The following is a 454-nucleotide window of genomic DNA, read 5'->3' as shown; positions in this document are numbered from 1 at the left end:
GAAACGACGAGCTGACGCATACAGCGATATTGCAAGAACTAGAAGCCCTTCCAGCACGGAGAGAAAGCGGGGATCTCTTGGATATGGCGTATAAATTGACGCTACAATGCATGACCCCACTACTAGCACAAGGAAATATGGTGCTGCGACATCAAGCAGAGTCCGCCCTCGCCAATGATAAAGTTCTGCCAACATCATTCCAAATATAAATGCCAGTAACGGACTGTTCAGCAGCGCACATACCAGCGCACAGGCAACGTAAGCAATCCACCTACTTTCCTTTCCGAATAGCGCAAGCACGCAGCAGACAAGCATTGAACCGTATAGCTCGATACTCATCGTCCACAAAACGCCATTGTATGCACGCTGCGGGTCATAAGCAAAAAACACGTCAAACAGTGCAAATTTAAGACAATTAAAAAGCGATACCGATAAAGTAAATGCAAAATCCAAC

General features: G+C 46.3%; 1 protein-coding gene. It reads right to left on the bottom strand.

Annotation, left to right across the window (positions count from 1 at the left end; translation table 11 throughout):
- A partial coding sequence (locus SB816_RS29875) for a hypothetical protein (RefSeq protein WP_410547974.1) occupies nt 1-454 on the bottom strand: 454 nt, incomplete at both ends.

It is taken from the genome of Achromobacter sp. SIMBA_011, from assembly GCF_046535435.1.
GTDB lineage: Bacteria > Pseudomonadota > Gammaproteobacteria > Burkholderiales > Burkholderiaceae_B > Achromobacter > Achromobacter dolens.
This window is presented reverse-complemented; position numbering and strand designations above follow the sequence as displayed.